Here is a 25134-nt window from a genome sequence, read left to right as displayed (position 1 = left end):
GCCCACGGGCCGGCGCCGCTCGTCCCCCTGACACCCGCACCCCCGATCAGAAAGAACGACGTGGAGCAACGAAGGATCAGAATTGTCGCAGTCGGTGACGAGCTGCTGGCCGGCGAGGGCGACCCACGGGGCCTCGGCTGGTTCGGGCGGGTCATGGCCCGGACCCCGCAGCACACGGTCCCCGTGGCGGCCTACAACCTGGCGGCGCCCGGCGAGGGCAGCGAGTCGCTCAACGAGCGCTGGTTCGAGGAGGCGGCCCGCCGCTTCTCCCCCGGACACGACAACCGGCTGGTCATCGCCCCCTCCACCCTGGACATCGACCTGTCCATCACGAGCGCGCGGTCCCGGCTGAACATGGCGAACATCATCGACACCGCGTCCCAGCACAGCGTGCGGGTTCTCGTCGTCGGGCCCCCGCCCACCCTGGACACCGAGCGCAACCGGCGGATCGCGGATCTCTCGGCCGCCTACGCGGACGTGACGACCCGGCGCAACCACGTCTACGTCGACACGTTCAACCCGCTGCAGCACCACGAGCAGTGGCGCAAGGACCTCGCGGCCAACCACGGCCACCCGGGACAGGCCGGCTACGGTCTGATGGCGTGGCTCGTGCTGCACCGCGGCTGGTACAACTGGCTGGACGTGCCCGAGCCCCGGTGAGTCCCGCCCGTTCCGCGTGTGAGACAATGGCGGGCAGTGCCTCGTCCGGCCGCCGCCGACATCACCAGACCACGCGGGAACGGACGCCGACACCCACGATCCGCCGCGGACGACCGCGGACAGACAGGAGGCTCGCATGAGCAAGCGCGGACGCAAGCGCAAGGACCGCCGCAAGCGCGGCGCCAACCACGGCAAGCGCCCCAACGCCTGAGGTCCTCCCCGGACCCCGGCGACGCCGTGACGGAAGGGCCCCGGACCGCTCAGCGGTCCGGGGCCCTTCCGTGTGCCTCCCCGCGGTCGGCGCGCGCGGCGCTCAGGCCGCGGGAGGGTCCTGGCGCTGCCCGTGCAGCCGGGCGAGGATGGAGACCCGCAGGTCCGCGGGCGCGGTCTCCGCGCACGAGCGCCGGACCACGGAGCGGATCACGCACTCCAGGTGGTACTCGCGGGCACACTCCCGGCACTCCAGCAGGTGGCCGTGGATCTCGTCGAGGTCCTGCGCCGGGAGCACCCCGTCGAGGTACTCGTAGATCAGACGGATCCTCTCGTCCGTGCAGCCTCCCAGGCTCTCGCAGTCGGCCATGTCTACTTGTCCTTTTCCTTCTTCTTGTCGCCGGTCACCCTGGACGTGTCGAAGCCTCGCTCGGCGGCGTAGTCGGCCAGCTTCTCGCGCAGCAGCTTGCGCCCGCGGTGCAGGCGGGACATCACCGTCCCGATCGGCGTGTCCATGATCTCGGAGATCTCCTTGTACGCGAATCCCTCCACGTCGGAGAAGTACACCGCCAGCCGGAACTCCTCCGGCAGCTCCTGCAGCGCACGCTTGACGTCGCTGTCCGGGAGGTGGTCCAGCGCCTCGACCTCGGCGGAGCGCAGCCCCGAGGACGTGTGGGACTCGGCACGGTGCAGCTGCCAGTCCTCGACGGTGTCGGTGTTGGCCTGCAGAGGCTCGCGCTGGCGCTTGCGGTAGAGGTTGATGTACGTGTTCGTGAGGATGCGGTACAGCCACGCCTTGAGGTTCGTGCCGGGGCGGTACTGGTGGAACGCCGAGAAGGCCTTGGTGTAGGCCTCCTGGACGAGGTCCTCGGCGTCGGCCGGGTTGCGAGCCATCCGCAGGGCGGCGGCGTAGAGCTGGTCCACGTACTCCATGGCGTCCTGCTCGAAGCGCGCCTTCCGGGCCTCGGCGGTCTCGGTCTCGACGTCGACGGGCGGCTCGGTGCGCTGGGGGGCGTCCCCCTGCTGGTTCTGCTCGTTCATCACGGCCCAGTGTACGGGGACGTGCGCGCCGGCCGGGGCCGGTGCGAGAACGCTCGCGGGAGCGGTGATGGTCGCTCCTCTCCCCCGCCTGCGCGGGTCTGCTCGCCGGCTGCTGCCGGACCCGCCCGTCCGGGGCGGTCCTCCTGCACAACCAAGGACCCGGTGACGCCTATTCCCCGTCCGGCGCACCCGTCCTCACCCGATGCGCGCTCCCCGTGGCTAGGATGGGACGAGCGGCGCCGTCCGCCGAACCAGACCCGCCCGACACACCCCGCGGTACCGTCTGCCGCCGAGGAGGAATCCCATGAGCATCGTCCGTCGCATCGCCCGTCCGCTGCTGGCCACCGGTTACGTGGCCAACGGTGTCGAGAGCTTCCGCAACTCGTCCAGCGCGGCCCAGCACCTCGCCCCCGCGGCGTCCGCGGCCGCGAAGGCCTTCCCGCAGGCCGGCCCCGCGCTGCAGAACCCCGCGGTGGTCGCGCAGGGGCTCGCCGCGGCCCAGGTCGGGGCGGCCGTCCTGTTCGGCCTCGGCCGGCTGCCCCGCCTCTCCGCCGGGGTCCTCCTGACCACCACGGCGATCAACGCCTACGCGGACTACCGTGCCGCCGAGGCGGACACGGCCGAGCAGAAGGCCGCCCGCCGCTCCGCGGCGTTCAAGAACGCCTCCCTCGTGGGCGCTGTCATGCTCGCCGCCGTGGACACCGAGGGCAACCCGTCCCTGCTGTGGCGTGCCGAGCACCTCGCCGGGGACGTCCGGAAGAACGCGTCCAAGCTGGGCAAGGACACCCAGAAGCAGGTCGCCAAGGCCGAGAAGGCGCTCCAGCACGCCGTCAAGCAGGGCTAGGCCCCGGCCCCCCGTCGTGAACCCGTCGGAGTCCCCCGCCCCCGTGGCCCGTCCCGACGCGCCGGAGCCGGCCCCGAAGCACGAGCTGTGGCCGGCTCCGTTCGTCGGCGCCCGGTCCGTCGTCGCCGAGCTGACCGTGCCCGGCTCGAAGTCCCTGACCAACCGGTACCTGCTGCTGGCCGCCCTCGCGGACGGTCCGTGCCGGTTGCGCTCGCCCCTGCACTCCCGGGACTCCCGGCTCATGGTCGAGGCCCTGCGTGCCCTGGGGGCCCGGGTCGAGGAGGTGCCGGGGAACGGCGACTTCGGGCCCGACCTGGTCGTCGAGCCCGCCGCGTGGGACGCCACGGAGCCGGTCACCGTCGACTGCGGTCTCGCCGGGACCGTGATGCGCTTCGTGCCGCCCGTCGCGGCCCTCGGACGGCGTCCCGTCACCTTCGACGGCGACCCCGGCGCTCGGGTGCGCCCCATGGGACCGGTGGTCGACGCCCTGCGGGGACTGGGCCTGCACGTCGAGGACGACGGCCGGGGCCGGCTGCCCCTGACCGTGCACGGCACCGGCCGCGTGCGCGGCGGGGAGCTGGAGATCGACGCCACCGGCTCCAGCCAGTTCGTCTCCGCCCTGCTGCTCGCGGGGGCGCGCTTCGACGACGGGCTCGTGCTGCGCCACCGCAGTCCGGACGGCTCGGGCCGCGGGGTGCCCTCCATGCCGCACGTGGCGATGACCGTCGACGTGCTCCGCGGGCTGGGCGTCGCCGTGGACGACTCCGCGCCGGACGAGTGGCGGGTGGCTCCCGGGCCCGTGCGGGCCTTCGACGTCGAGATCGAGCAGGACCTCTCCAACGCGGGGCCCTTCCTCGCTGCGGCGGTCGTGACCGGCGGGCGGGTCTCGGTCCCCCGCTGGCCCGAGCGCACCACCCAGGGCGGTGACCACTGGAAGCACCTCCTGACGGCGTTCGGCGCGGAGGTCGAGCTCGCGGACGGGACCTTCACCGTGACCGGTCCCGCCCGGGTGGCCGGGGTGGACCTCGACCTCGGCGAGGCCGGGGAGCTCGCACCCACCGTCGCGGCCGTGTGCGCGGTGGCCAACACGCCCTCGCGGCTGCGGGGCATCGCGCACCTGCGCGGCCACGAGACCGACCGGCTCGCGGCGCTCGTGGCCGAGATCAACCGGCTGGGCGGCGACGCCGAGGAGACCGCGGACGGCCTGCTGATCCGGCCGGCGCCGCTGCACGGGGGCACGTTCCGCAGCTACGAGGACCACCGCATGGCCACCGCCGGCGCCGTGATCGGCCTCGTGGTCCCGGACGTCCGGGTCGAGAACATCGCGACCACCGCCAAGACCCTGCCCGAGTTCCCGCAGCTGTGGGCGGATCTCACGGGCCCGAGCCGTGGCGCGTAGGGACTCCGTCCGGCGCGACTGGGACGAGTCGGACGTGCGCGTCCGTCCCAGCAAGTCCGGCTCCCGCCCGCGCACCAAGGAGCGGCCGGCGCACGAGGACGCGGTCACCGGCCGGATCGTCACCGTGGACCGCGGCCGGTACACCGCGATCCTCGAGGAGGACACGCCGCAGGAACGGCTGGTCGTGGCGGTGCGCGCCAAGGAGCTGCACCGCCGCCCGGTGGTCGCCGGGGACCACGTGGGTCTCGTCGGGGACGTCAGCGGGGCGCCGGACACCCTCGCCCGCCTCGTGCGGATCGAGGAGCGCTCCACCGTCCTGCGGCGCAGCGCGGACGACACCGACCCGGTCGAGCGCGTGGTCGTGGCCAACGCCGACCAGCTCGTCGTGGTGGTCGCGGCGGCCGACCCCGAACCCCGCACCGGTTTCATCGACCGTTCCCTCGTGGCCGCCTACGACGCCGGCATCGAGCCGCTCCTGTGCATCACCAAGACCGACCTGCGGGACCCCGCCGAGCTGATCTCCCACTACACCGCGCTCGAGCTGCCCGTGCTGGTCTCGGGGCCCGCCCGGGACGTCCCGGCCGACGACGACGGCACCACGCTGCCGCTCGACCCGACGCTCGTGGAGGCCCTGCGCGAACGCCTCGACGGCCACGTCTCCGTGCTGCTCGGACACTCCGGCGTGGGCAAGTCCACGCTGGTCAACGCCCTCACGGGCGCCGACCGTGCCACGGGCGGGGTGAACGCGGTGACCGGCCGGGGGCGGCACACGTCGTCGTCGGCCCTGGCCCTGAAGGTCGAGGACGCCTGCTCAGGCTCCTGGATCATCGACACCCCCGGCATCCGCTCCTTCGGCCTCGCGCACGTCGACCACGACCGGATCGTGGAGTCCTTCGACGAGCTCGCCGAGGCGATCGCCGAGTGCCCGAAGGGCTGCCGGCACACGGACGCCTCCCCCGGCTGCGCCCTGGACGCCTGGGTGGCCCACGGCCGCGCCGGGGACGCGGGCGTGTCCCGCCTGGTCTCCCTGCGCCGTCTGCTCGGGGCCGGGGAGCGCCCGGGAGAGCACCGGGACGACAAGGAGCTCGGCGTCCAGTGAGCCTCCGGGCCGCGGCGGCCCGTTGCCGTCCGACCAGGCCCGCGACCGGTTCGGGGTAGGTTGGTCCAATGCGCAGTCCCAGCAACTACACCGACGACCTCCGCCTCGCCCACATCCTGGCCGACGCCGTCGACCGCATGACGATGCGCCGGTTCAAGGCCCAGGACCTCGTCGTGGAGACCAAGCCGGACCTCACGCCCGTGACGGACGCCGACCGCGAGGCCGAGCAGCTCATCCGGGCCCAGCTGGGGCGCGCCCGCAACCGGGACGCCGTGATCGGCGAGGAGTACGGGGCCACCGGCAGCGGCGCCCGGCAGTGGGTCGTGGACCCCATCGACGGCACCAAGAACTTCGTGCGCGGCGTGCCGGTGTGGGCCACCCTGATCGCCCTCGTCGACGAGGGGCGCCCGGTGGTCGGCGTGGTCTCGGCGCCGGCGCTCGGCCGGCGCTGGTGGGCGGCGGCCGGCACAGGCGCGTTCACCGGCAAGTCGCTGGCCAATGCCCAGCGCATCCGCGTCTCGCAGGTCGGTCGGCTCTCCGACGCCTCGCTGTCCTACTCCTCGCTCACCGGATGGCGGGACCGCGGCGTGCGCGACCGCTTCCTGGAGCTCACCGACGAGGTCTGGCGGACCCGGGCCTACGGCGACTTCTGGTCCTACTGCCTGCTGGCCGAGGGGGCCGTGGACATCGCCTGCGAGCCCGAGCTCAGTCTGCACGACATGGCCGCCCTCGTGCCCGTGGTCGAGGAGGCCGGCGGCCGCTTCACGTCCCTCGAGGGCGAGCCCGGACCCTTCGGGGGCAACGCGCTCGCCAGCAACGGGCTGCTCCACGACGAGGTGCTGGAGCTGCTGGCGCCCGCCGGCTGATCCGGCGCGGCCGTCCCCGGCACTCCGCCGGTCCGGGGCCGGGGACGAGGGACCTGGGAAGAGGGACCGGTGACGCGAGGGCCCGCACCGGTCGGTGCGGGCCCTCGTCGTGTCGTGCCCGGCGTCGCGCCGTTCCTGGGGCGGCTCACTGGACGGTTGTGCCGGCTCCCATCTGCTGCTCGAGGCACTGCTGGAAACCGGCCTGGTCGTTGGCCTCCAGGTACTGGCTGCACTCGCCGTTGAGGACCGCGTCGAACACGGCCCCGTAGATGACCAGGAAGAAGATGCTGGCCAGGATGCCCAGGACGCTGAGCACGATGCCGATGATCGGCAGCGCCTTGGACGCCCCCGGGGTGCGCCCGAGCTTGCGCAGCGCGACGATGCCCAGCACCAGTCCCACGAGGCCGGGGACGATGCCGATGACGAGCCAGCACGTCAGCAGCGCCACGATGCCCAGGATCAGGGCGGCGATGCCCAGCCCCGTGCCCGCCGGCTTGGGGCCGGCGCCGTTCTGGCCCATGTCGTACTGCCCCTGGTAGCCCGGCTGGCCCCGGTGGTACTGGTCCTGACCGTACTGCCCCCCGTAGCCGTCCTGGCCCTGGCCGTACTGGTCCTGGTTGTACTGCCCCTGGTGGTACTGGTCCCGGCCGTACTGGTCCTGGTTGTACTGGCCCCGGCCGTACTGACCCTGGTTGTACTGGCCCTGGCCGTACTGATCCTGGCCGTACTGCGGCGCGGAGTTCTGGTCGCCGGCGGCGCCCGGGCCGTAGCGCGGCGGATCGTAGGAGGGACCCGACGGCGCTCCCTCGACGCGCTGACCGTACTCCGGCACGTCCTTGCGGCCGGAGCTCGACGACCCGCCGGCACCGGTGCCGCTCTGGTCTGGCGTGTTGTCGTTCTGGCTCATGGCGTTGCCCTTTCGGTCGTCGGCGGTACGGCACCAGCTTGTCACACGGTCCGCCCGGACTGCGTCCACCGACACCGGTCCCAGCACGGCCGCACGGGCCGTCGCTGCATCCTCGCCGGCCGGCGCTCCCAGGACAGCGGTCAGTCCGGGTACGAAAAAACCGGGGAGCGCCTCGCGGCGCTCCCCGGTCAGGGATCTCGTGGAGATGGGGGGAATTGAACCCCCGTCCGATGCAGCATTGTCAGGGCTTCTCCGGGTGCAGTCTGCGGTGCGTTTTCTCAGTCCCGGCCCTCGTGCAGACACGTGGCCGACGGACTCAGTCGCGAAAGTGTTCTCCAGACGTCCACGACGTACGGCTGGAGCAGTGGCCTTCTATCTGATGCCAGACCCCGGGGCGAAGGCGTCCTCGGGCTGGCAGTCACCTAGGTCTGGTTACGCGGCGAGCGCGAGGTCAGACTTAACTGCGGTGGCGTTGCTGTTAGAATTGGCAACTATTGTTTTGCAGAGGGCGTTTACGAGATAACTCTGCATTCTCGACCCGCTTCCCCTGTCTCAACTCACATCGTCGAAACCGATCATCCCCGTATTCGTTTTTCAAGCATCCCGCCGCAGCGGGATATCAGAGTCTACCGCGCGGTACCGGCGTCCGCAAGACTCCGGACCGGCGTTCAGCCCAGGTTCTTGTAGCGCATGGCCCGCTGGGCCTCGCGGTTGTCCTGCTGCTCGCGCAGCGCCTGGCGCTTGTCGTACTCCCGCTTGCCCTTGGCCACGGCGATCTCCACCTTGGCCTTCTTGCCGTCCACGAAGTACAGGGACAGCGGCACGATCGTGAAGCCCGACTCACGGGTCTTCTGCGCGATCTTGTCCATCTCGCTGCGGTGCAGCAGCAGCTTCCGGCGGCGCCGGGCCGAGTGGTTGGTCCAGGAGCCCTGCAGGTACTCGGGGATGTGGACGCCCTCGAGCCACAGCTCGCCGTCGGTGAACTGGCAGAACCCGTCCACGAGCGAGGCGCGCCCCATGCGCAGGGACTTCACCTCGGTGCCCATGAGCGCGAGGCCGGCCTCGTAGGTGTCGAGGACGTGGTAGTCGTGCCGGGCCTTCTTGTTGTTGGCGACGACCTGACGGCCGGTGTCCTTCTTGGCCATGGGCCTCCTTCCCGAGGTCGGTGCGGACGGGCACCCGACGCGCACCGGGGCACGCGGCAGATCCTCCATCCTACGCCACCCCGGTGCCGCGGACCCGACGACGGGCAGCGCACCGGGCTGCTCGCGGGGCAGGCGCATCACCCCAGGTCACCCGTGCGGCACCCGCTAGGCTGGTCGGATGCTGGACTCTGCGCACACCGAACGGCCGCCCGCCGCGGACATCCTCTACCTCGTCGGCACGAGCGGCCACCCCAACTTCGGCGACGAGTTCATCGCCGCCTCGTGGCTGCGCTTCCTCGCCCGGGCCCGGCCCGGCGCGGAGGTGTGGCTCGACTGCCCGAACCCGGGGCTGGCGTCCCACCTGTTCGGCGGCCTGCACCCCGGGCTGCGGACCACCGACACCCTGTGGCGGCTCGTCTTCGAGACCACGGGCATGGACCCGGCCGACGCGGACGCCCACGTGGACCGGGTGGTCACGTCGCTGGGCTCCCCGCGCTACGACCTCGGTCTGCTCGGCGCCCGCCGGGCCGGTTCGGTCCACCTCATCGGGGGCGGGTACCTGAACTCCATCTGGCCCCACCACGCCCGGCTGCTGCGCGCGGTGCTGCGGCTGCGGGAGATCTCCGGCGCCCGGCTGGCGGCCACGGGCCTGGGGCTCACCCCCGCAGAGGACGCCGAGGGGCTGCTCGCGGCGCTCGGCTCCTTCGACCACGCCACGGTCCGGGATGCGCCCAGCGCCCAGCTCTCCCGGGCCGACCGCGCGCCCGACGACGCCTTCCTCGGTCTGCCCGACCTCGCGGGCTTCACGGGCACCCCCGCCGAGGAAGCCGCCGAGGGCGACGTGTGGGTGTGCCTGCAGAGCGACATGTCCGAGCCCGGGGTCCTCGACAGTGCCGTCTCCGCCGTGCGGACGGCGCTGACGGGCCCGGAACTGGCCGGCCGGACGGTGCGCTACCTGGAGGCGATCCCCGGTGCGGACCGCGCGGCCTTCGACCGGCTCGCCGACCTCGTCCCCGAGGAGAACTTCGTGCCGTTCACCCAGGTCTGGCAGGACGGCTTCCCGGGCCGGCCGGGGCAGACCTGGCTCACCTCGCGGTTCCACTTCCACCTGCTGGCCGCCGCGTGCGGGGCCGCAGGCACTGCGCTGGAGGTCAGCTCGGACTACTACCGGGTCAAGCACGGGTCCTTGCTCGACGCCGGCACCGGGTGGTCCGTCACACCGACCGGCAGCGCGGAAGCGGCCGCTCCCACCCGGTCGCCGTCCTTCCCGGCCACGGCCGCGCGGCTGCACCGCACCAAGCTGCGGGAGGCCGAGGAGCTGTACCCTGTCGCCGACGTGCCGGCGGCGGCGTCACCCGCACCGACGAGCCGGTCCGGCGAGCCCGGGCGCCCGTCACCCACGGGCCGCGGGCTGCCGGGCCGGACGATCGGCAGGCTGCGGCGGCGCGGCTGAGCCGTCGCCGTTCCCTTCCCGTTCGGACGTCCGCCGCTCAGGCGTCGGCCGGGGCGTGGCGCAGGTCGGCGCGCCAGCGGATGCCGGCGTCGATGAAGGCGTCGATCGCGCCGTCGAAGACCCCGGAGGGGTTGCCCTCCTCGTGGTTGGTCCGCAGGTCCTTGACCATCTGGTACGGGTTCAGGACGTAGGAGCGCATCTGGTCCCCCCAGGACGCCTTGACGTCCCCCGCCAGCTCCTTCTTCTTGGCGCTCTCCTCCTCCTGTCGCTGCAGCAGCAGGCGGGACTGGAGCACGCGCAGCGCCGCGGCGCGGTTCTGGAGCTGGGACTTCTCGTTCTGCATGGACACGACGATGCCCGTGGGGATGTGGGTCATCCGCACCGCGGAGTCCGTGGTGTTCACGGACTGACCGCCGGGGCCCGAGGAGCGGAAGACGTCCACCTTGATCTCGTTCTCGGGGATCTCGACCGAGTCGTCCTGCTCGATCAGCGGGATGACCTCCACGGCCGCGAACGAGGTCTGCCGCCGGCCCTGGTTGTCGAAGGGCGAGATGCGCACGAGCCGGTGGGTGCCGGCCTCGACGGAGAGGGTCCCGAACGCGTAGGGGGCCTTGACCTCGAACGTGGCGGACTTCAGTCCCGCCTCCTCGGCGTAGGAGGTGTCGAGGACCGTCGTCGGATAGCCGTGGCGCTCGGCCCAGCGCAGGTACATGCGCATGAGCATCTCGGCGAAGTCCGCGGCGTCCACGCCCCCGGCGCCGGAGCGGATGGTCACCACGGCCTCGCGCTCGTCGTACTCCCCGGACAGCAGGGTCTGGATCTCGAGCAGGGAGAGAGCCTTCTTGACCGACGCGAGTTCCTCCACGGCGAGCTCCAGGGTCTCGGCGTCGTCCTCCTCCGCGGCGAGCTGAACCATGACCTCGATGTCGTCGATGCGTCCGCCCAGCTTCTCGAGCCGCTCGAGGTCGGACTGCTTGTGGGACAGCCTGGAGGTGACCTTCTGCGCCGCGGAGGGGTCGTCCCAGAGGTCCGGGGCGGTCGCCTGCTGCGAGAGCTCGGCGATGTCCCGCCTGATCGCGTCGACGTCGCTCACGGCCTCGATGGACGCGAACGTGGATCGGAGGGCGGAGATCTCTGCCGGGAAGTCAAGGGAGGCCATGGAAGCCAAGATTATCCCATGGGGGCAAATCCCCCCGGCCCGGACGGGCGCCGCTCTGGCAGGATGGGACCGAGAGAGAGGAAGCACGATGCGCCTACCCCGCACGCTGGCCCTGATCCTCGCCGGTGGGAAGGGTTCCCGCCTCGGCGCCCTGACCGAGAAGAAGGTCAAGCCGGCGCTGCCCGTGGCGGGCACCTACCGGCTCGTCGACGTCGCACTGTCCAACCTGGTGCACTCCCACGTCTCCGACGTCTGGGTCGTGCAGCAGTACCTCCCGCACAGCCTCAACCGGCACCTGGCCAACGGTCGCCCGTGGGACCTGGACCGCACCCACGGCGGCCTCCAGGTGCTGCCCCCGTACGAGGGCACCGAGGACGAGGGCTTCGCCGAGGGCAACGCGGACTCGATCTACCGGCAGAAGGACCTCATCCGGGACTTCGACCCGGACCTCGTGCTCGTGCTCAGCGCCGACCACCTGTACACCCTCAACTTCCTCGACGTGATCGAGACGCACCTCGGGCAGGGCGCCGACCTGACCATGGTCACGACGCTCGTGGACGAGGACCCCTCCCGCTACGGCGTGGTGCAGACCGACGACGACGGGAGGGTGACCCGCTTCGACTACAAGCCGGAGCGGCCGGAGGGCCGGCTCGTCGCCGGCGAGATGTTCCTCTACGACGCGGACCGGCTGCTGGAGGCGCTGGACCTCCTGCACGAGCAGGAGGGCGGCCTCGAGGACTACGGCGACGACCTGGTCCCGTGGTTCGTGGCGCACCGGACCGTGGTCGAGCACCGCCTGGACGGCTACTGGATGGACATGGGCACGCTGCAGTCCTACTGGACCGCCCATCTGCAGGTGCTCGACGGCGACGGCATCGTCCTGGACGATCCGGCCTGGCCGGTCCTGTCGGCCCAGCCGCAGCGGGTGCCCGCCCGCATCGCCGGCGGCGCCGAGGTGCACCGGTCCATGGTCGCCGCGGGCTCGATCGTGCGCGGCACCGTGGAGCACTCGGTGCTCGGACCCGGCGTCGTCGTCGAGGAGGGCGCCACCGTGCGCGGATCGGTGCTCCTGGACGACGTCCGGGTCGCCGCCGGGGTGACGCTGGAGAACGTCGTGGCGGACGTGGGGGCCGAGATCCGCACGGGACGGCACGGCGGCCCCGGTGCGGTCACCCTGATCGACGAGACCGGTGCCGTGTCCGCCACGGAGGACTTCGACCGCGGCGCGACCCTGCCGCGCGATGTCTGAGCCCGCCGGGGGCAGGCCGATCACCGCGCGGGTGGTCGCCCGCCCGACGGCGGCGGGGGTTCCCTCGCCGGTCGAGAACAGCGTCCCCCGGCGCCCCAGGGCGACGCCGACGGCCGCGGTCACCGCCCGATCCGGGCGCGGGCCTCGCTCGTGGCCGTGATGGGGATGCCGTCGGGCACCAGCAGGTTGACCACCGGCGGGTGCACCACGGCGGACAGGGTGACCTCGGCGGTCCGCCCGTCCGGGCTCCCCGTGGGTGCGGCCAGGGCCAGCCCCGGGGTGCCGGCCCAGGCGCTGACCGTGTCGAGGTAGCTCGCGGCGGCTCCGGTCACGGCGTCGTCGTCCAGGACCGTCGCCGGCGGGGCGCCGTCCTCGCCCGGGCGCAGCTCCACGAAGGTGTCGGCCGCGGCGAGCGCGGCGTTGTCGGCCAGCACCTGCAGCCGGCGCTCCCCCAGGTAGACCGCGGTGACGCCCATGACCACCACGGTCAGCAGCAGCGACACGACCGCGAAGCCGATGACCAGGATCGTGATCTGGCCGTCGTCCGGTCCCTCGGGCCCTCCGTCGCGGCCCCCGTGGTCCGGGCCGGCGGTCCGCCCGCTCATCCGTAGCGACCCAGCACGACGGTGGCCGAGGACGTCAGCACCGCGACCTCCAGATCCGTGAACCCGGGCACCAGCGGCAGCGGGACCTCCAGGGTCCCGTGCACCGTGGCCACCGCACCGGGCGTGGCGCACGTGCCGTCGGAGCACTCCAGCCGGACGGCCAGGCGGTCGGGCGCGAACCCCTGGTCCGCCGCGGCCAGCTGCGCCGCCGCGGTCAGCCCGGACTCCGAGAGCTGCCCCGGCTCGGCCCGGGCCAGCACCTGGGAGGCCTGCTGCGCCGAGGCCACGACCGCGAAGGCCCCGGCCTGGACCTGGGCCACCGCGAGCACGAAGTAGATCACCGGGACGAGCAGCAGCGTCCCCAGCGCGACGAACTCCACGACCGCGCTGCCCTCGTCACCGCCCGGGGGCCCGCACACCCCTGGCCGCGGCTCAGCCGTCGAGGACGGCATGACCGCGCACCTCCAGGGAGTCGGGCGGGCCGAAGAGCGCCACCACCGGCAGCGGCGACACCACGACGACCTCCAGGGTCCGCAGCCCGCCGACCGTCGCCGGAGCCGCCACGACGTCCTGGGCGTACCGGGGCCCGAGAGCGCCGGAGACGATCCGGCGCGTCCGCTCCACCCCGTCCTCGGGCGAGCGGTCGGCCAGGGTGCCGTACCGGGCGCCGGCCGCGGCCGCGTCGATCAGCGTGTTGCGCACGTGCAGGGCCAGGGCGAGCTGCAGCGTGCCCGCGAAGATCATCGCCACCAGGCCGGCCACCATCACGTACTCGACCACGGCGCTGCCCCGGTCCGCCGCCCGGACCCGGGCAGCCGACCGGGCGCGCCGGGTGCGGAGTGCGCGCATGGTCAGTTCTGGCTCACGCGGGCCATGGCGTCCTGGAAGAGACCCTCCAGCGCGGGCTGGGCCACGAGCAGCAGACCGGCCACGAGCACCGCGGACATCAGGGTCAGCATCACCCAGCCGGGGACGTCGCCGCGGTCGGGATCGTCGGCGGAGAGCCGCTCGCGCAGCGCGGACAGTGTCGGGGCGGCGACGCCGAGCAGGGCGGCGAGCCGGTGGAGGTGTGTCATGGGGTGTGTCCTTTCCTGGAGGGCGTCCCGTTCCCGGCCGCCCGGATGAGGGGTCAGAAGCCGAGCTCGAGCACGGCGAGCCCCGGGTACACCGCGAACACGACGGTCAGCGGCAGGACGCAGAACACGAGGGGCACCATCATGGCGATCTCCTTGCGGCCGGCCGCCTCCATCAGCTCGCGCTTGTCGTTGTCCCGCACGTCCTGCGCCTGCGCCCGGAGCACGTCCGCCAGGGGCGTGCCGCGTTCGATGGCCACGACGATGCCGTCCACGAACCGCCCGATCGGGGCCACCGGGGTGCGTGCCGAGAAGTCCTGCAGGGCGTGCACGAGTCCGGCACCGGAACGGGTCTGGGCCAGCACGCCCCGGAACTCCGCGGTGAGCTCTCCCTCCGCCACCCGGCACACCCGCTCGAGCGAAGCCACCGCGCTCTCGCCCGCGCCGACCGACAGCGCCATCAGCTCGGCCACGGCGGGGAACTCCGCCAGCATCCGCGACTCACGGATCCGGATCCTGCGCCGCAGCAGGTGGTCGCGCAGCAGGTACCCGGCGGCCGTCGTGGCACCCACGGCCAGCAGCATGCCGCCGGCACCCGTGCCCCAGCGCGCCGCACCGGCCACGCCGCACAGGACCCCGAGCAGCAGACCACCGGTCGCGCACAGCAGTTGCTCGGCCCGGAAGTCCGCCGCCGTGGTGCCGCCCCCCGCCCGGACCAGCCGTCTCTCCAGGGTCGCCGACGGGGCGGCGTGCCGGACCACGCGGTGGGCCAGGCGGCGGACGATCGGGCCCGGCCCCACCGCCGTCCGGCCGGAGGTCCCGGACGATCGGCGGCCCGGCCGTGCCAGCAGCGCCGACTCGACCTCGACCGAGCGCAGCTGCGGCGCGATCCGGGTGCTGAAGGAGGGTCCGCCGGTCACCCGGGACCCGGTGAGGACGAGCCACAGCCCGGCGGCGTGCACCAGGCCGAGGAGGACCAGCAGGGCGGGCGAGACGCTCATCGCAGGACCCGCGCAGGCTCCGGCAGCGCCCCGATCCGCAGCATCAGCCGGTAGGCGACCGCGGACACGACCAGACCGCCGATCAGCACGAGCGCGCCGGTGGGGGTGTCGTAGGCCCGGATCGCCGCGGGCTGGGTGGCCATCAGCGCGAGGACGATCCACGGTGCGGCCACCGCCAGGCGGGCGGCGTTGACCGTCCAGGACTGGCGGGCCTCCAGCTCGCCCCGGGTGCGGGCGTTCTCGCGCAGGAACTCCGAGAGCGTCCCGAGCAGCCGGCCGAGGTCGGTCCCGCCGACCTCCCGGGTCACCCGCAGCGCCTCGACGATGTTGTCCGCCACGGGATCGGCCAGCCGGTCCTTGAGGAGTGTGAGCGCGCCCTGCAGCTGTCCCGAGGCACGATAGTCGGCGGCGAACCGGGCGAACGCGGGACGCACCGGCTCGGGCCCGCGGTACTGCAGCTGGATCAGGGCCTCGGGCAGGGACATCCCGGCCCGGATGGCCGAGCGCAGGTGGTCGACCACGTCGGGCCACACCTCCCGCAGGGCGGCCGCCCGGCTCCGGGCGCGGTGCTGGACGACCGCCAGGGGGAGCCAGGCTCCGAGCACGGCGGCGCACAGGCCGAGGACGGCCGCACCGGTGACCGCTGCGACCAGCAGCGCGCTCAGGGTCCCGGCCACGACGCCGGCGACCAGCAGGAGCCCGGGACTGACCCCGGCCAGGTCCGCGCGTGCGAGCATCTCGCGCACCGGACCCGGCCTCCGGGGCCCGACCGGTCGCCGGTCGGGCCCGGCCCAGCAGGACCACCAGACGAGGAACACCCCCGCTCCCAGCAGCACGCCCAGCGCCGCGCTCACGGCGCCCCTCCGACGGGGCCGTCGTCCGCCAGCAGGTCGCGCACACGGTGTCCGGCCCGCTCGAACTTCCACTCCGCCGGCGCCTCCGCGGCCACTGCGGCGAGGGACCCGCCGGCCTCGGCGAAGACCGGGTACGTCTCGATCACGCCGTTCTCCACGCGGTTGCCGATCGCGAGGATCTCGCTCACGCGGCGCCGACCGTCCCGGTCACGGTGGCAGTGAACCACGAGGTCGAAGCACGACGCCACCGTGGGCACCACGAAACCCGACCATCTTAGTCTCAGAGCGCAACTAAAAGCCCCGGCGACGCTACCAACGTCCCGGGGCATGGAGTAGACGTTCAGACCGTCGACTCAGGCACCACGATACCCATTCGTGGGAACCTGTGCACCCCGGTCGAGCCGATGCTCCCGGGGTTTCTTGCTTGATCGTCCTTACCCCGCCAATCCGACAGGACGCCCGCTCACAGCCCTGTGAACGTTCCAGAGCGGGGGAACGAGGGAAGGCCGGCCAGCCTGAACTAGCGCCCATACGACACCACCCCGGACACCGGGGGGTCTAGTCGCCGTGGGCACCTACTCCGATTGCGGGGGGCCGGTTGATCGGGGCGCTTTGGGGAGAGGGCTTCAGCCACCAGCGCCCTCCGGGCTCCGCTTGGCTCCTCCCCCACCACCACATAAGGACGGCCCGCCCCAGTGGGAAGACACCGGAACGGGCCACAGACCACGGGAAAGGAAGTTCCCATATGTCTGCACCGCAGGCTACCGCCCCCTGTTCCACCGGGGAATGCCAACGCACCAGATTACGGCTCGGGCCTTCGCCTGGTCCGTGCTCGTGACCGCGCCCATCCTCGGGCCGTTCGCCACTGCCGGCTACCTCATCACTACCCTCGGTTACTGACCCCCGATAGGAAGGCACCCCCATGCCTGAGAACACCACCCCCAACACCAGCCCCGACTACCTCGGAATCTTCGGCCCCCCGGCACGCCCCGCCGACTGGAAGGTCATCGACGAGGGCGAACTCTACGAGGGCCCCGAGTTCCGCGACCGCCGAGAAGAGTACGGCGTCAAGCTGCTGTGGACCCCGGAAGGCTTCTGCTTCGGAGTGTCGAGCGACACCGACATGTTCACCTTGACCAAGTCAGACCTCATCGGGCTCCGCCACTCCATCGACCAGGCCCTCCGCGCAGAAAGCAAGCTCGACTAATGCACCGAAGACAGCAGCACCCCGGCGACTCTGCCGGGGTGCTGCTGTGCGGTCACGGATTCAGGAGCGTTGTGCAAGGCGGATCCGCTCCACCGCTTGGCCCAACTGCATGTCAGATACTTCGGGCACATGGAAGCTGTTGAACGCCCCCCACCCCATCAAGATGACACCCAAGGTCACGCCGCCTCCCGCCACAGGTCCCACAACCTCGCCTGCGATAAGTGAGTAGACCATGCCGACCAGCGACACGAGCATTACCAGCGCCCCGACACTGGGGGCGAAGTCGGTAGTCAGCATTTTCATGTGAAGCACCTTCCGTGGGGGGCATCGAGGCGAACCGATGCAGCGGTGACGTGTCATCAACTGGACAAAAGTCTACCCGGTGATCCACCCAGCACCCCTCAAGCGACACGCCTGTTACCGAAGCGTAACTATGCGACTGGCACGGCCCGCCGCGGGGCATAAGCTCAACTGAGCCCGGGCATGACAAAAGCGGCCCCGGCTCCCATCCCAGGGAACCGGAGCCGCATCTTGTGGTGTGTACGCGTTTTAGGTCAGACCCAAGACGCGCACGAAGCCCTAACCCGGGACGTTTTCACACGACCCACATAAGCGTTCAGAGCCCGACCTGGTCAGCGCCATACGCCGCCTGCTCCGCGGTATAACCATCAAACATCAGTTGCTCGATGAGTCCCCCACGGGAAAAGCCTGAGAAGTCGATGTAGCTCTGGGCAGATTTTGCGGCCTGCTCGTTGTAGTCGATGTCGAGACTGTCGACGGCCAGAGTCGCGTCCTCGGTCGAGTAGTCCTCGAATTCCAACTGCTCGATGAGTCCAGTCCGCGAGAACCCCGAGAAGTCGATGTAGCTCTCAGCCGAGCGGATCGCGTTTTGCTGAGCCACCGTCAACGATGACTGCTCGCTTTCCGCGTCCTCCGCATCCGCAGCCTCCTGGGCTTCCTGGGCCTCCTGGGCCTCCTGGGCCTCCGCATCCGCTGCTTCCTTGGCCCTCGCTTCCGCTGCCTGCGCCTCTCGTTCAGCGGCCTCGAGTTCAGCAGCCTCAGCGTCTTCGGTTGCTGAGTCGTCCTCTGTGGGTTCGGCAGTCGGAGCGCTAGTCGAATCGTTAGCTGTCGGCGTCGGATCCTCGGTTCCACCACCCAAGAGGGCGCCGCATCCCGCGAACAGGAGGATGGCAACGACGAACAGGCCAAGGCAGCCAAGGGCCCACTTCTTCTTGCCCTTCTTCTGCGGCGGCTGCTGACCGGGCTGCTGGTTGTACTGGGGCCCTTCGGGGCCGGGACCGGCTGGGGCGTTGTACGACATGAGGTCTCTCTCGTTGGGGGCGATAGCGTCAGGTTCACCATAGGGAACCACTGTTGATGTGTCCCACTGCGACCCGGCGACGTGTCCATACTGTGATCACTTGCCCATGCAGACGAACGGCCCCGGCTCCTCATGAGCCGGGGCCGTTCGTGTGTCTCAGTTACTACGAATCATCCAATGACCGAAGAAAGATCCTGCTCTGCAGCCGAACCAATAAACACCCGAACATTCTCTCCTTTCGCCGCCACCGCGAAATCCGTCCTCTTCGAATCTGCCGCGAAAACTCCCACCAGACCTAGCGCGAGCGTTCCCGCCGTGAGCGTTGCACCGATTGACTTGCCCCATGTGCCCATGACTGCCTCCAAATAAAGGGCCTTATCCCAACGAATTGAAACTGAGCCCTATGGACACGAACCCAGCCGTATAGGCATGATCGCCCGCAGAAGCTGGAGCCATCCCGACCAAGAGCAACCCGGCCGCAGCCACGCTCGCCAGAACCTTTTTCCATGTGCCCATGACAACCTCCAGGTAATATAGACACGTTCAGCATAAGACCATGTCAGGGGCGCATCAACGGCGAGACGGCGGCAGTATGGCCACGGTTCAAACATTGTGAGGTCCGGCACCAGTTCATACATGCCCATGGCTGAGCCCGGGCGCGGCAAAAGCGACCGCCGGCCTCCGTGGTGAAAAGCGGAGGTTGCTGTCAGTTATCGACGATGTCGTAGACGCCGGTCCAGCCGGACTCGTCCCGCCTGATCCGGCGGACCCAGGCTGTGGGTATGTAGGCGTAGAGGACCTGCCCGGACCCGTAGTGTCGCCACAGCTTGACTAGTGGCCCGTCCTCCGTCATAAGGATTTTGCCGTCGATCACGAACTCGCCCAGGACGGTGGCGATACAGGCTCGTCCGTAGGGCTCCCTGCTGTACGGGAAGCGGCGGGCACTGGCACCGGGGGTCATTCCCGGCGCGGAGACACCGCGGACTGCGGCGGCCATTTTCTCGGTGAGTTCGGGCCCGCCCGGGTAGCAGTGCGAACCAGACACCCTACGGCGGCGGGCGTTGGTCTCGTCGTCTACGCATCCCAAATGTTCCCACACGCAGATACGTCTACCAGGGCGATGAGACGGTCTAGTGCTACACGGGCACCCGCATGCGCTACTACTTCGTGCGGCTACTATTCACCAGCTGCGCATCCAGGCCATTTCTTTGTAGAAGCCCTGCGCCGTGGCGACGTCCGCGAAGGGAGAGACTCGCGGTGGGGTGTATGCCGGCGAGCCAGCTAGTAGGAATGTCCCATCACCCCAATAGCTGGAAGTACTGGCCGAATACTCGTCAGTCACCGGATACCCATAGTCATTCTCTGTCCATTCGCCCACAAAAAGGCCCCACCTGTCTGCCTGCGCCTTCGAATCGGCCTTCGTCGCGGCGAGACCAAAGTCCCGTGGAATACTGTCCGCAGCATTTATGAACACCGACCCTGCCGCCAGTGCTCCCACGGCGAGCATGGCACCAGTCGCCTTACTCCATACACCCATGACTACCTCCCACGCAGACTCACCCCCTGCGCAGCACGCGCAGGTGACTCCACTACTGAGCTAGTTCCTCGCACCTATCGTGCGGATATGTCGCTTCCTCCACAATGACCGCCTGGCCGAAATTCACGTCAGAAGTCTGCCCCAAGGTGGACGCGGTAGGGCCAACTACCGTGCCACCGAAGGGCGTGTACTCCTTGGATGACGACGAAACAGTCTTACCAGTGCACCCAGCGCTGTCGGACGGTGCTGCCACGGAGGGCCCCGCGACGGCAAGTGCACTTGACAGACTCAGTGAGCCAGCGGCAACCACGCTAGCCAACGACTTTTTCCATGCCTTCACAGCGGCCCCCACTTCGGATGTAATGCGCTTACCGTAAGCGCACGTCAAGAGTGAATCAACACCCACAGCGCGGCGTTACGAGCACGATATAGAAAGGACAGGGCGCCCCGGGAGGACACCGTCGTAATGATCCACCTGGGCCTTTTGCACCCGCTAACGTGACAGCACCCGCAACGAAAGACCCCCCAATGCGAAAAACCCTCATTCTCATTCCCGCAACCCTGTTCCTCGCCTCGTGCGGTGCGAACGCAGAGGAACCGCAGGCCGTGCCGCAGCCTGAGACTGTCACGGAGGAACCGCAGGTGATCGGCCCGCCGCCCGAGCCTACGGAGCCGCCGTCTGAGGAAGTGCCGTCCGAGTTCCCCATGGACATGACGGAAATGGACGAACCCCCGAAGCCTGGCCCGAACACCGTCACCATCACAGCCACGTCCGCCTCGGACGGCACCGCGCACTGGGGTGACATCGGCTCCGGGAACGTGACGGACATCCCCGCCGGGACCACATGGTCGGAAACCTTCGAGGGCGTGGACGCCTCAGACCACTGGACGGTCACCGTCATGGGTGACTTCGTCTCGAGGGACGGCGACGTGTCCTGCGCCATCGAGGTGGACGGCGAAGTCGTGGACGAAGTCTCCGCCACCGGCACCGGGGCATCCGCGTTCTGCTCATCCACGGAGTACTAACCACCGCCGATCCCCGCGTACGACAAAAGCGGCCCCAGCTCCCATATAGGGAACCGGGGCCACTTCGAGAGGTCAGCGCTATAAATAGCAGTCTTTCTGCTCTACTGAAATTCCAGCCAGTTGATCAGCGATCCTTAACAGTGAAATTGCCCGACTTCAGCGGAGCCCAAGGGGTGTCCTGCCAGCAGTTATTGCTATCGGATGACAAGGCCACATAAACCAGGTCCGAAACCTTCTTATTTCCAGGCGTACCATTATCTTGAACAGTGACCTCAATGTACTTGATGAACGTGTCCGGGTCAGGATCGATGATACGCGCCGTCACACTCGCCATGTTGCCTTGCACGCTAACGCAAGTCACTTCCGCCTTGAGGTCTTCAAATTCATCGGTATACGGGGTCGGGTGATCGAATTTCACATGACCACGCGCTTTAGTCGCCGTGCCCGCCGCGGAGATAGTGAGGTGTGCGGCGGTCCCCCCAAAATCGACCTTGCCTGAGCCCCTCACCTGGTCCATAGGTGCAGCCACGGCAGGGCTCACCATAATTGACGACATGCACAAGGCCGCCACCGTAACACCAATTTTTTTACGCACTACTACCCCCATTATTTTTCCCCTCAACTCATCCCACCAGACGAGGATGCGAAAGTCACCTTACACATGTCTGTAGGGGCTACAGCTGATGTGGACGGGTGGTTACAGTCCGCCCCGCCACCGCTGATGAACCTGGATGGTCAGGTCGTTGATCGCCCACCTATCCGTGTCCGGGCCCAGCAAGTGCCGAGCCCACTCCCCCGGACTCGTCGTGAAGAACTCACCACGCGCATTCGCCGCCGCCCTGGCAGTCTCCCGGGCCTGCTGGCACAAAGTCATGAACCTTTCCAAGCCCAAGTAGACCCCGTGCTCCGAGTGCATGAACCGGATGAGCTCCCGGTGATACTCCTCGTGCTGCTCCACGACCGGCACCCCACTGTCCTCCACGGCGAACGGGCCGAACGTCATCGTGCCGGCTGGTATCTCGTGCCGCTTCCGCCTAGCCAAGCTTCCGCGCCCCTAGGAACCCACGGTTATTGACCGAACCGCCCTGCTCGTCGTTGAACGGGAGCCGCAGAGACGCCAGGTGCTGCCCCAAAAGCTTCGAGCTGTTCCGGGCCTCCACCACAGCCGGGTGCGTGCGCCGGCCCTGCGGGGAGTCCTGCATCATGCCATCGACCGCGACAATCTCCCGCAATGCCCTCAATGTGTCCCGCAACCTACACGCCTCGGCCAGGATTTCCCGCTCACTTTCAGTGAGGTCGTACTCCTTGACGACGGCCCGCCAGAGGTCCTTCCCATCCTCACCCAAACCGCGCGGCACCCTCGGCGCACGCTTCTTCTCAGACTCAACACCCGAAACCGGACGTAGATACTTCTCCAAAACAATCACCTTCCAATGACTAACAGAAACCAACAACCCGCAAACGGCGATCTAAGCGCCTCAAGAACACCTGACACACCCAAGGTCACCGCACAACTAAAACACCGCCGCACAGCCCCACAGAGCCTCCCAAGGGCACCAAAATAGGCTCGTCATACTCGCGCCGCCCGAAAGTATTTGGCTAATGCGAACCGGGGGTCTCCAAAGGGGCGGGGGATGGGGACATGGGGGTACCCGACGCAATTCCATATCAGTACCACTTGAATGGCGGAATGCTGTTGCCCTCGTGCGGTGGTTTCATGTTTCCCCAATACGTGGTGCGTCGAAACTGAGTCGACGGTTTTTGCTGGCCGTTGACCTTCGCGCGGTATTCATCAAGATCAGTGTCCTGTCGTCCTCTATTGCATCGGGCATGTGAGGCGGCGAAGTTGTTGAGGTCGAGTAGTGAACCACCCTTTGAAACGGGGACTTTATGATCTAGGTCGAAGCTCAATGGCATTCCTACTTTGCCTTCGTCTCCGTCGTAATGGATTGGTCCGAGTTTCCCCTGGCAGATGTGACATGGTGCGTTCTGTTTGGCGAACATTCTTTTGGCGACGTTGCGTCTTTCCCGGAATGTCCTGTGTTGTCGGTTGAGTGCCATTCGGTGTTGTCCTTTCGTGGTGCTGCTGCTGTTGGTGGTGCTCGTGGTGTGGTGCACGGGCGCGGCTCTGCTGCTCGTGGTGAGCAGCAGAGCCGCGTGTGGTCCTGCTGGTGTCCTGTCGCCCTGTTCCCCCCTTCTGTGGCGTGTGCAGGTCCCTGGGTGGTGCAGGGCATGGGTGCGCCCCCGCCGCCCTGGTGCGGGCAACGGGGGCGCAGTGGGGAGTCCAGGCTGGGGAGTTCTGGTGCTGGGGCTAGGCGAAGACGGACGCGGGGCGCTTCCGTCCCCGGCTGTTCTCGAGGACGGGGCGCAGGTCCTCGACCGTGGCCAGCTCGTCGTCTCCGATGAGGCGGGCGTACTTCGCGCGGGCCAGTGCACGGGACTCTGCGCTGTGAGCCGTGATGTCGTCGGTCGCCGCCGTTGCTGCCTTCCACAGTGCAAGGGCGTGCTCGGGGTCGTGGACGGTCGCGGCGTCCTGGTCAACGAGGTACACGAGCCATTCGAGGGGGTCGGCTCCCTTGGGAATTGCGCCGCCTCGGGGTTCCGTGGTGTCGAACTTTGGGGTGGACGCGTCCTGGCTCCACAGGTTCATGGCTTCGTGGAAGCTTCCGGCGCGGGGCCGGTCGTTGGCGTGGCCTGCCTGTGCTCGTCGCCCTACGAAGTAGGGGTGCACCGCCAGGGGGTCCCCGGTGAACGCCGCACTGGACAGCACGGTGATGTCGCGGCCTTCGATGCCGGCGCGGCACAGCGTGGACCACGTTCCGGTGAGGGCGGTCCAGTCGCCGGTGAGCTGCTGGAGCTGCTTCCACTCTGCGGCGGCGTCCAGGTCGATTGCGTGCTGCGCGGACAGGGGTTGGTGCTTCATGGCCCGGATCTCGTCAGCGATTTCCTCGACCCGTTCGCGGACGACGGCGGTGATCTCGTGGACACTGTCACGCTCGAGCCGGTTGAGTTCGCCCTCTGCGCGGTCCCGGGCGGTGGCGAGGTTGGCGATGTCCCCACTGAGGTTGTCCCGGCGTGCGGCGTCGGCGCGGGCCTGGTCGAGTGCCTTCTCGATGCCTGCCGGGGTCTTCGCGGCGAGCAGGGCGTCACCAATGTTGCGGCGCTCGTCGAGGGTCGGGGCCTGGTCCCCCTGACGACGGATGATCTCGGACTTGAGCCTTTCGGCGGTGTCGCGGAGGTCGGCCCACCCGGGGACGGCGGTGGTCAGGAGGTCGGCGGCGAGGCCAGTGCGGGCGTTGTGGCGGATGGCTGCGTTCATGGTGTGTCCTCTTTCTGAGAAGTTTGGTTACTTGATGGTGGCGAAGTAGCGGGGGCCGGCTTCGCGGCGTGCGATTTCGCGGACGATGTAGAGCTGGTGATCGCGGAGCGTTTCGTCGTTCATTGCGGCGAGGTATTCGTTGTCTCCGCGGATTCCGGTGTTGCGGCGGTATCCCTGTTCGACGGCGATTTCGGTGAGGTGCTGCTTGAGGTCGTCGGTGGACGTGGTGCTGATTTCCACGGTTAGTTCTCCTTCACGGTGATGTGCATGAATCGGGGTTGCTGTGCGGCCATGACGAGGTCGCCGGCTGGGGTTGGGATCATGGCCCGGCCTTTGGGGTTCCACGCTGCGGCGGGGATTGTCGTGCCGTCCGCGAATACCGCGACGAATGGTTGGTGATTCGGGATCATGTGGTCACCGGTCCGCGAGGTCTGCGAAGGCGTCGTTGGTGCTGGTGGCGCGCTTCACCGGCTTCGTCGTCTTGTGCTTCTCAAGGGCTTCGACTATCTCGAGGGCCACGCGCTGCGCTGCGTCTGTGGTGACGACGATTGCGACCTTGCCCCGGGTGAACAGGGCCACGCCGGGGATGTGATCTCCCTCGTCGTTTCTGATGAACGCGGGGGAAGCCGTGATCGTCTGTGAGTGGAGCGCGTTCTGGTCGTATCGGGTGGGGCTGGTCGTGAACATTTAGTTAGCCTTTCGGTCGTGCTGCTCTACGATGTCGATGAGTTCGTTGCTGACTCGGACGAGTTCTTCGAGCGGGACAAATACTTGCGCTCGTCCGGAATGGCGGATCTGGGCACCGGGGGTTTCCTGGGCGCCGTTGTGCCAGGTGTAGGGCTTGACTCTTGTGGTCATTGGTTTTGCCTTTCAGCTAAGTAGGTCTGCTACTGCGGCGAGGACATTGAATGCCAGTTCTGCAATTGGGCTGATGATGATCACGCGGCCCACTTCGAGTTCCAAGGGCGGCGGGTTTCGAGGATCAGTTCATCCAGGTGTTGGTGCGCGCTGTCGAGGCGTTCTTCGATTCGATCCAAGCGGGTGCTAATGCTGGCAAGGGTGATGCTCATGGCCACAAGTGTCTGATTCAGTTCGGAGTTCATGCGGGGTCTCTCTTTTGGGCATGGGGAAGGCCCATAGGCGCCGCTGAGAGCGTTTA

Annotated in this window: 34 protein-coding genes and 1 other RNA gene; 10 read left to right on the top strand and 25 right to left on the bottom strand. The window is 69.0% G+C overall.

Translation table 11 applies throughout. The annotated features are described in order from the left end of the window. Positions 1 to 60: 60 nt before the first annotated feature. Positions 61 to 660 carry a GDSL-type esterase/lipase family protein gene (locus ACH9D3_RS15215; protein WP_396411580.1) on the top strand — a complete coding sequence of 200 codons (600 nt, stop codon included), beginning with the start codon at positions 61 to 63 and terminating at the stop codon, positions 658 to 660. 136 nt (positions 661 to 796) lie between these two features. Next, on the top strand, positions 797 to 871 hold the full coding sequence (locus ACH9D3_RS15210; protein WP_396400316.1) for a 50S ribosomal protein bL37: 75 nt from the start codon (positions 797 to 799) through the stop codon (positions 869 to 871). A gap of 102 nt (positions 872 to 973) precedes the next feature. Here ACH9D3_RS15210 and rsrA read toward each other — a convergent pair whose 3' ends face one another. Together rsrA and ACH9D3_RS15200 are read right to left on the bottom strand one after the other, a co-directional pair. Beyond that, positions 974 to 1240, bottom strand: coding sequence for a mycothiol system anti-sigma-R factor (rsrA, locus tag ACH9D3_RS15205; protein ID WP_396400256.1), 267 nt, complete (start codon positions 1238 to 1240; stop codon positions 974 to 976). Between the two features lie 2 nt (positions 1241 to 1242). Next, positions 1243 to 1911: a sigma-70 family RNA polymerase sigma factor gene (locus ACH9D3_RS15200; RefSeq protein ID WP_396400255.1), complete on the bottom strand. Its 669-nt coding sequence runs from the start codon at positions 1909 to 1911 to the stop codon at positions 1243 to 1245. A 304-nt stretch (positions 1912 to 2215) separates the two neighbouring features. Between ACH9D3_RS15200 and ACH9D3_RS15195 the strand changes: the two genes are divergently transcribed. From ACH9D3_RS15195 to hisN, 4 genes are all read left to right on the top strand, one after another. Further along, entirely contained in the window at positions 2216 to 2755 is a 540-nt protein-coding gene (locus tag ACH9D3_RS15195) for a DoxX family membrane protein (protein ID WP_396400254.1), read from the top strand. A 16-nt stretch (positions 2756 to 2771) separates the two neighbouring features. Beyond that, complete coding sequence (gene aroA / locus ACH9D3_RS15190; protein ID WP_396411577.1) at positions 2772 to 4154, top strand: 3-phosphoshikimate 1-carboxyvinyltransferase; 1383 nt, start codon at positions 2772 to 2774, stop codon at positions 4152 to 4154. Beyond that, a complete protein-coding gene (locus ACH9D3_RS15185; protein WP_396411576.1) occupies positions 4144 to 5253 on the top strand; it encodes a GTPase RsgA in 1110 nt (369 codons plus the stop codon). Before aroA ends, ACH9D3_RS15185 begins: the two co-directional genes overlap by 11 nt. Positions 5254 to 5321: 68 nt before the next feature. Next, positions 5322 to 6119, top strand: a complete 798-nt coding sequence (hisN, locus tag ACH9D3_RS15180) for a histidinol-phosphatase (protein WP_396400251.1) — start codon at positions 5322 to 5324, stop codon at positions 6117 to 6119. A 145-nt stretch (positions 6120 to 6264) separates the two neighbouring features. Here hisN and ACH9D3_RS15175 read toward each other — a convergent pair whose 3' ends face one another. From ACH9D3_RS15175 to smpB, 3 genes are all read right to left on the bottom strand, one after another. Further along, positions 6265 to 7026 carry a DUF4190 domain-containing protein gene (locus tag ACH9D3_RS15175; RefSeq protein ID WP_396411575.1) on the bottom strand — a complete coding sequence of 254 codons (762 nt, stop codon included), beginning with the start codon at positions 7024 to 7026 and terminating at the stop codon, positions 6265 to 6267. Between the two features lie 197 nt (positions 7027 to 7223). Then, positions 7224 to 7609, bottom strand: a transfer-messenger RNA (tmRNA) gene (gene ssrA / locus ACH9D3_RS15170). An 85-nt stretch (positions 7610 to 7694) separates the two neighbouring features. After that, positions 7695 to 8171: an SsrA-binding protein SmpB gene (gene smpB, locus ACH9D3_RS15165; RefSeq protein ID WP_396400249.1), complete on the bottom strand. Its 477-nt coding sequence runs from the start codon at positions 8169 to 8171 to the stop codon at positions 7695 to 7697. Positions 8172 to 8349: 178 nt separating this feature from the next. Between smpB and ACH9D3_RS15160 the strand changes: the two genes are divergently transcribed. Continuing rightward, a complete protein-coding gene (locus ACH9D3_RS15160) occupies positions 8350 to 9624 on the top strand; it encodes a polysaccharide pyruvyl transferase family protein (RefSeq protein ID WP_396411574.1) in 1275 nt (424 codons plus the stop codon). 37 nt (positions 9625 to 9661) lie between these two features. Here ACH9D3_RS15160 and prfB read toward each other — a convergent pair whose 3' ends face one another. Continuing rightward, positions 9662 to 10783, bottom strand: a complete 1122-nt coding sequence (gene prfB / locus ACH9D3_RS15155) for a peptide chain release factor 2 (RefSeq protein ID WP_396411573.1) — start codon at positions 10781 to 10783, stop codon at positions 9662 to 9664. An 88-nt stretch (positions 10784 to 10871) separates the two neighbouring features. Here prfB and ACH9D3_RS15150 point away from each other — a divergent pair, with 88 nt between their 5' ends. Further along, positions 10872 to 12032: a sugar phosphate nucleotidyltransferase gene (locus ACH9D3_RS15150; RefSeq protein ID WP_396411572.1), complete on the top strand. Its 1161-nt coding sequence runs from the start codon at positions 10872 to 10874 to the stop codon at positions 12030 to 12032. A gap of 119 nt (positions 12033 to 12151) precedes the next feature. Here the strand turns inward: ACH9D3_RS15150 and ACH9D3_RS15145 are convergent, their stop codons facing one another. Genes ACH9D3_RS15145 through ACH9D3_RS15115 form a run of 7 tightly spaced genes read right to left on the bottom strand, consistent with a single transcriptional unit; the run spans position 12152 to position 15753 of the window. After that, positions 12152 to 12637, bottom strand: coding sequence for a pilus assembly protein TadG-related protein (locus tag ACH9D3_RS15145; protein ID WP_396411571.1), 486 nt, complete (start codon positions 12635 to 12637; stop codon positions 12152 to 12154). After that, entirely contained in the window at positions 12634 to 13089 is a 456-nt protein-coding gene (locus ACH9D3_RS15140; RefSeq protein ID WP_396411570.1) for a hypothetical protein, read from the bottom strand. The genes ACH9D3_RS15145 and ACH9D3_RS15140 overlap by 4 nt, the downstream gene beginning before the upstream one ends. Then, positions 13070 to 13486 (bottom strand): TadE/TadG family type IV pilus assembly protein, encoded by a 417-nt coding sequence (locus tag ACH9D3_RS15135; protein ID WP_396411569.1) that lies wholly within the window; start codon positions 13484 to 13486, stop codon positions 13070 to 13072. The genes ACH9D3_RS15140 and ACH9D3_RS15135 overlap by 20 nt, the downstream gene beginning before the upstream one ends. Positions 13487 to 13488: 2 nt before the next feature. Then, entirely contained in the window at positions 13489 to 13713 is a 225-nt protein-coding gene (locus tag ACH9D3_RS15130) for a hypothetical protein (protein WP_396411568.1), read from the bottom strand. Between the two features lie 53 nt (positions 13714 to 13766). Next, a complete protein-coding gene (locus ACH9D3_RS15125; RefSeq protein ID WP_396411567.1) occupies positions 13767 to 14711 on the bottom strand; it encodes a type II secretion system F family protein in 945 nt (314 codons plus the stop codon). Continuing rightward, positions 14708 to 15565: a type II secretion system F family protein gene (locus tag ACH9D3_RS15120; protein WP_396411566.1), complete on the bottom strand. Its 858-nt coding sequence runs from the start codon at positions 15563 to 15565 to the stop codon at positions 14708 to 14710. Before ACH9D3_RS15120 ends, ACH9D3_RS15125 begins: the two co-directional genes overlap by 4 nt. Further along, positions 15562 to 15753 carry a hypothetical protein gene (locus ACH9D3_RS15115; protein ID WP_396411565.1) on the bottom strand — a complete coding sequence of 64 codons (192 nt, stop codon included), beginning with the start codon at positions 15751 to 15753 and terminating at the stop codon, positions 15562 to 15564. The genes ACH9D3_RS15120 and ACH9D3_RS15115 overlap by 4 nt, the downstream gene beginning before the upstream one ends. A gap of 734 nt (positions 15754 to 16487) precedes the next feature. On the opposite strand from ACH9D3_RS15115, the gene ACH9D3_RS15110 reads away from it, so the two are divergent. Beyond that, positions 16488 to 16772: a hypothetical protein gene (locus tag ACH9D3_RS15110; RefSeq protein ID WP_396411564.1), complete on the top strand. Its 285-nt coding sequence runs from the start codon at positions 16488 to 16490 to the stop codon at positions 16770 to 16772. A gap of 60 nt (positions 16773 to 16832) precedes the next feature. Here the strand turns inward: ACH9D3_RS15110 and ACH9D3_RS15105 are convergent, their stop codons facing one another. The 5 genes from ACH9D3_RS15105 to ACH9D3_RS15085 form a co-directional block, all read right to left on the bottom strand. Further along, positions 16833 to 17075, bottom strand: a complete 243-nt coding sequence (locus ACH9D3_RS15105) for a hypothetical protein (RefSeq protein ID WP_396411563.1) — start codon at positions 17073 to 17075, stop codon at positions 16833 to 16835. Between the two features lie 313 nt (positions 17076 to 17388). Beyond that, positions 17389 to 18093: an Ltp family lipoprotein gene (locus ACH9D3_RS15100; RefSeq protein ID WP_396411562.1), complete on the bottom strand. Its 705-nt coding sequence runs from the start codon at positions 18091 to 18093 to the stop codon at positions 17389 to 17391. Between the two features lie 170 nt (positions 18094 to 18263). Next, complete coding sequence (locus ACH9D3_RS15095) at positions 18264 to 18446, bottom strand: hypothetical protein (protein ID WP_396411561.1); 183 nt, start codon at positions 18444 to 18446, stop codon at positions 18264 to 18266. Between the two features lie 353 nt (positions 18447 to 18799). Continuing rightward, positions 18800 to 19090: a hypothetical protein gene (locus tag ACH9D3_RS15090; protein ID WP_396411560.1), complete on the bottom strand. Its 291-nt coding sequence runs from the start codon at positions 19088 to 19090 to the stop codon at positions 18800 to 18802. A gap of 183 nt (positions 19091 to 19273) precedes the next feature. Continuing rightward, positions 19274 to 19600 carry a hypothetical protein gene (locus ACH9D3_RS15085; RefSeq protein ID WP_396411559.1) on the bottom strand — a complete coding sequence of 109 codons (327 nt, stop codon included), beginning with the start codon at positions 19598 to 19600 and terminating at the stop codon, positions 19274 to 19276. Positions 19601 to 20158: 558 nt separating this feature from the next. On the opposite strand from ACH9D3_RS15085, the gene ACH9D3_RS15080 reads away from it, so the two are divergent. Beyond that, positions 20159 to 20656, top strand: a complete 498-nt coding sequence (locus ACH9D3_RS15080) for a hypothetical protein (RefSeq protein ID WP_396411558.1) — start codon at positions 20159 to 20161, stop codon at positions 20654 to 20656. 124 nt (positions 20657 to 20780) lie between these two features. Here the strand turns inward: ACH9D3_RS15080 and ACH9D3_RS15075 are convergent, their stop codons facing one another. From ACH9D3_RS15075 to ACH9D3_RS15045, 7 genes are all read right to left on the bottom strand, one after another. Further along, the gene (locus tag ACH9D3_RS15075) at positions 20781 to 21263 is read right to left on the bottom strand and encodes a hypothetical protein (RefSeq protein WP_396411557.1); all 483 of its coding nucleotides are present in this window, start codon (positions 21261 to 21263) and stop codon (positions 20781 to 20783) included. A 427-nt stretch (positions 21264 to 21690) separates the two neighbouring features. Continuing rightward, positions 21691 to 22074, bottom strand: coding sequence for a P27 family phage terminase small subunit (locus ACH9D3_RS15070; RefSeq protein ID WP_396411556.1), 384 nt, complete (start codon positions 22072 to 22074; stop codon positions 21691 to 21693). Between the two features lie 250 nt (positions 22075 to 22324). Further along, on the bottom strand, positions 22325 to 22717 hold the full coding sequence (locus ACH9D3_RS15065; protein WP_396411555.1) for an HNH endonuclease: 393 nt from the start codon (positions 22715 to 22717) through the stop codon (positions 22325 to 22327). 250 nt (positions 22718 to 22967) lie between these two features. Beyond that, entirely contained in the window at positions 22968 to 23975 is a 1008-nt protein-coding gene (locus tag ACH9D3_RS15060) for a hypothetical protein (protein ID WP_396411554.1), read from the bottom strand. Positions 23976 to 24002: 27 nt separating this feature from the next. Further along, positions 24003 to 24215, bottom strand: a complete 213-nt coding sequence (locus ACH9D3_RS15055; protein ID WP_396411553.1) for a hypothetical protein — start codon at positions 24213 to 24215, stop codon at positions 24003 to 24005. A gap of 174 nt (positions 24216 to 24389) precedes the next feature. Continuing rightward, entirely contained in the window at positions 24390 to 24662 is a 273-nt protein-coding gene (locus tag ACH9D3_RS15050; RefSeq protein WP_396411552.1) for a hypothetical protein, read from the bottom strand. Between the two features lie 251 nt (positions 24663 to 24913). Then, the gene (locus tag ACH9D3_RS15045; protein ID WP_396411551.1) at positions 24914 to 25078 is read right to left on the bottom strand and encodes a hypothetical protein; all 165 of its coding nucleotides are present in this window, start codon (positions 25076 to 25078) and stop codon (positions 24914 to 24916) included. Between the last annotated feature and the right edge of the window lie 56 nt (positions 25079 to 25134).

Source organism: Kocuria kalidii (assembly GCF_044462225.1).
GTDB classification, from domain to species: domain Bacteria; phylum Actinomycetota; class Actinomycetes; order Actinomycetales; family Micrococcaceae; genus Kocuria; species Kocuria kalidii.
The sequence above is the reverse complement of the archived record's forward strand: the minus strand, read 5'-3'. Positions and strand labels throughout refer to the sequence as shown.